The organism is Variovorax sp. KBW07 (assembly GCF_003852515.1).
Taxonomy (GTDB): domain Bacteria; phylum Pseudomonadota; class Gammaproteobacteria; order Burkholderiales; family Burkholderiaceae_C; genus Variovorax.
On record NZ_QAJK01000116.1, the window covers coordinates 1 to 4171 of the forward strand.

Here is a 4171-nt window from a genome sequence, read left to right on the forward strand (position 1 = left end):
CGTGAGCGGCGCCCTGAATGAACCCTGATGCCCGGAACGACCCGACAAGCAGCGCCGCAACAGCTCAGCCGCTGAGCCCATCCACAGCCTGGAACATCGCCTGCCGAGCCTGGCTGACGATCTGCCCGCGCCAGGCATCGGTGTCCGTATAGAACGCCTCCACCATCCGGGCACGAATACCGTCAGCCAGATCAGCCGGCGCCTCAGGATGCTTGTGCAGCCAATGGTCGGCACGCAGCGCGCCCGTCACCTCGAGCATCGGCAACGTGCCGTACTCCAGCGCGATGCCCGTGTACTCCGCCTGCGGGCACTCTTCGTACATCGAGTCCCACATCAGCCCGCGCAACAGCGCCGAAGTCGACGAGCCGTCGTAGATCGACGTCACCGGCGCCGCGGGCGTGCCCCACCACGCGTTGGCGCGGGCATAGGCCACCTTGTCGTCGCGGCAGGCGAAGATCCGCTCGCCCAGGCCGTTGGGGCCGAGCCCCGTGTGCAGGTCTATCCAGGCCACGCGGCGCGCGCGGCCCGCGTGGCGGCGCAACACTTCGCGAATCGTCTTGTTGCTCCAGGTCTGCGCCTTGCCGCCGAAGAACAGGCCGTCGTCGAACTGGTACTGGCCACTGGTCACGGCCGCCTGGTACGCGGTGGCGCCGTGCTTCTCGATCCACTTCGCGATCGCGGCCTGGTTCTCCGGCGTCGGCGGCCAGGTGTCGGGCAGCAGCAGCGGGTGCAGCCTGGCGTAAGGCTCGTTCACCGGCAACGACTCGGGCTTCGAGAAATCGAGAAAGTTGCGGTTCAGGTCGACGTTCTCGTGCGTCACGCGCCGGCTGTACGAAAAGCCGTGCGGGTTCAGCGCGTGCACATACAGCACCGCCACGCCCTGCTCCCTGGCCTTCTCGCGCCATTCGGCATCGTGCAGCGCAAACACCTGCACACCGCTGCCGCAATGGCCTTCGACGCCATGGCAGGCGCTGGAGACGATCAGCAGTTGCTCGGCGTCGGCATCGCCGTCGCGCGCAACGTCCATCGACAGGTCTTCGCCGTCGCGGCCCTTCAGCGGGTGCGCATGCGGCTCGACCGTGAGGCCGGCGCTCACGCAGCCTTGCAGGAATTTCTGGCGCGCCTGGGCGTAGCGCGGCGAAAAGGCTTCGGCGATGCCGATCATGCTGTTGCCGCCGCGCCGCCGCCGGGCTTGAGGAACTGCTCGGCAATCTGCACCCAGCAGGTGGCGCCGAGCGGGATCAGGTCGTCGTTGAAGTCATAGCTCGCGTTGTGCAGCGTGCATGGGCCTTCGCCGTGGTGCACGTCGCGGTGCGCGCCGTCGCCGTTGCCGATGAAGGCATAGGCGCCGGGCTTGGCCTGCAGCATGAAGGCGAAGTCTTCCGAGGTCATGGCGGCCTCCTGCTTGAGCACGTTCTCGGGGCCGACGATGCCGCCCATCACGCGGCGCGCGAAGTCGGCTTCGGCCTCGGTGTTGATGGTCGGCGGGTAATAACGCTCGAAGCGGAAGTCGCAGGTGGCGTCGTGCGCCGCGCAGATGTGCTCGGCAATCTGCTTCATCTTTGCTTCGATCATGTCGAGCACCTCGAGCGAGAAGGTGCGCACCGTGCCCGACAGCTCGCAGTTGTCGGGAATCACGTTGTTGGTTTCGCCCGCGTGGATGGTGGTGACAGAGATCACGGCCGAATCGGTCGGCTTCATCTTGCGCGTGAGGATGGTCTGGAACGCCTGCACGATCTCGCAGGCGATCGGCACCGGGTCGATGCCCGTCTGCGGCAGCGCGGCGTGGCCGCCCTTGCCGATCACGTTGACGAAGAACTTGTTGCCCGATGCCATGACCGGGCCGGGGCTCACGGCGAACTGGCCGGCGGCCATGCCGGGCCAGTTGTGCATGCCGAAGACGGCGTCCATCGGGAACTGCTCGAACAGCCCTTCCTTGATCATTTCGCGCGCGCCGCCGCCGCCCTCTTCGGCCGGCTGGAAGATCAGGTAGACGGTGCCGTCGAAGTTGCGGTTCTTCGACAGGTGCTGCGCGGCCGCGAGCAGCATGGCCGTGTGGCCATCGTGGCCGCAGGCGTGCATCTTGCCGTGGTGCTTGCTCGCGTGCTCGAAGGTGTTGAGCTCGGTGACGGGCAGCGCGTCCATGTCGGCGCGCAGGCCGACGGCGCGGTTGCTGGTGCCGTTCTTGACGATGCCCACCACGCCGGTGGTGCCCAGGCCGCGGTGAATGGGAATGCCCCATTCGGTGAGCTTGCCCGCCACCACGTCGGCGGTGCGGACTTCTTCAAAACAGAGTTCGGGGTGTGCGTGAAGGTCACGTCGGACGGCGGCGATGCCGGCCGCCTGGGTGACGAGCGAATCGATGAGTTTCATGGGGCACAGTCTAGGCAAAAAGTGCGCCCGTCGCCACGGCTACGACCCTGCACCTGCGCGGGAACCTTGGTGCCTCCGGGGTCATGCCGCAGTGAATTACCAATCGCTCCGGCGCTATCCGTGCCTAAACAACCTGCTTGCGCACTTTGGACCGCGAAGCACTTTCTAGTGAATTTTTCGCGTTTCCCGGACTGGCTGCTTGACACCGGGTCTGTTTGACCATTGTTTGCAATGGTGCCGCTCACGCATGCCCCAGACTTTTTGGACGATCACTCGTCAAGGTCCCGTGCGTGTCTTCCCTCTTCACAGTTTCGCGAACCGTCTGCGTCAACAGCGCCGCCATGCCCAGCCTGCTGGGCCACCCCGCACTGCAATTCAAGTCCCTCGATGGCCGCGAGGCCCTGGGTGAACTCTTCGAATACACCGTCCGGCTGCAGACCCCCGACAACCCGGCGCTGACCGAGCACGTCACCGCCAACGTCCCCGTCAAACAGCTGATCGGCAAGGAATTCGGCCTTCGCCTCGAACTCGACGGCAAGGGCTTCGGCGTGGCCGCCCGCACGGGCGCGGGCACCCGCGAGATCAACGGCCTGGTGACCAGCGCCAGCTTCGTGCAGCACGAGAACCGTCGGGGCCTCTACCAGATCACCCTTGCGCCCTGGCTGACCCTGGCCACCCGCACCAGCGACTACAGGATCTTCCAGGACAAGACCCCGCTGCAGATCATCGAAGAGGTGCTGGCCGACTACAGTTTTCCGACCGAGAAACGCCTTACTCATCGGTATCCCCAGCGCGTATTCCAGGTCCAGTACGGCGAGACGGATTTCGAGTTCATCACGCGGCTGATGCAGGAGTTCGGCATCTACTATTTCTTCGAACACAAGAATGGGGCGCACAAGCTGGTCCTGGTGGACGACGTCGGCGCGCACATGAAGTTCGAGAGCCAGGCGTACCACGCCATTGCCTACCACCCGCCGGGCCACAAGATCGACGAGGAATACTGCGACAGCTTTTGCAGCATCGAGAACCTCGAATCAGGCCAATGGGTGAGCGACGACTTCGACTTCACCAAGCCACGCGCGCGGCTCCAGCAGGTTTGCAGGATGCCGCGCAACACCGGCAACAACGCCCAGGAGATGTACAAGTGGCCGGGCGACTACAGCGAGCCGGACGAGGGCCTGGACCTGGCGCGCACGCGCATGGAGGCGTCAGGCGCACCGGGCAGCCGTGGGCAGGGAAGCGGCAACCTGCGGGCCGTGGTGACGGGGTGCACCTTCTCGCTGGCCAACTACCCGCAGGACATCGCGAACATCGAGTACCTGGTCATCGCCAGCACCTTGCGCCTGCACGAGAGCGGGCAGGCCAGCGGGCAGGAAGACTACGTTTGCCGCAGCGACTTCGAGGTTCAGCCGGCCCACAAGATCTTCCGCTCGCCGCAGACCCAGGCCAAGCCCCGGACCACGGGCCCGCAGACGGCCATCGTCACCGGCCCCGATGGCCAGGAGATATGGACGGACGAGTACGGACGCATCAAGGCCAGCTTCCACTGGAACCGCTACTGCACGAAGGACGAGAACGCCTCCTGCTGGATTCGCGTGTCCCAATCGTGGGCTGGCACGAACTTCGGGGGCATGCACATCCCGCGCATCGGCCAGGAGGTGATCGTCGATTTCGAGAACGGTGACCCTGACCGGCCCATCGTGACTGGCCGTGTCTACAACCGGCTGAACATGCCGCCCCGGCAGTTGCCCGAGCAGAAGAGTCTGTCGGGGTTTCGAAGCCAGGAGCTGAGTGCGGA

The 4171-nt window shown here is 65.4% G+C and carries 3 protein-coding genes; 1 reads left to right on the forward strand and 2 read right to left on the reverse strand.

Annotated elements, in window-relative coordinates:
* Positions 1-64: 64 nt before the first annotated feature.
* Both DBV14_RS21880 and DBV14_RS21885 read right to left on the reverse strand, forming a co-directional pair.
* Positions 65-1165: a M14 family metallopeptidase gene (locus DBV14_RS21880; RefSeq protein ID WP_124462025.1), complete on the reverse strand. Its 1101-nt coding sequence runs from the start codon at positions 1163-1165 to the stop codon at positions 65-67.
* A complete protein-coding gene (locus DBV14_RS21885) occupies positions 1162-2373 on the reverse strand; it encodes a M20 aminoacylase family protein (protein ID WP_124462027.1) in 1212 nt (403 codons plus the stop codon). The genes DBV14_RS21880 and DBV14_RS21885 overlap by 4 nt, the downstream gene beginning before the upstream one ends.
* A 341-nt stretch (positions 2374-2714) precedes the next feature.
* Here DBV14_RS21885 and DBV14_RS21890 point away from each other — a divergent pair.
* Positions 2715-4171 (forward strand): type VI secretion system Vgr family protein (locus tag DBV14_RS21890; protein WP_124462029.1); only part of this gene is annotated, 1457 nt, incomplete at its 3' end.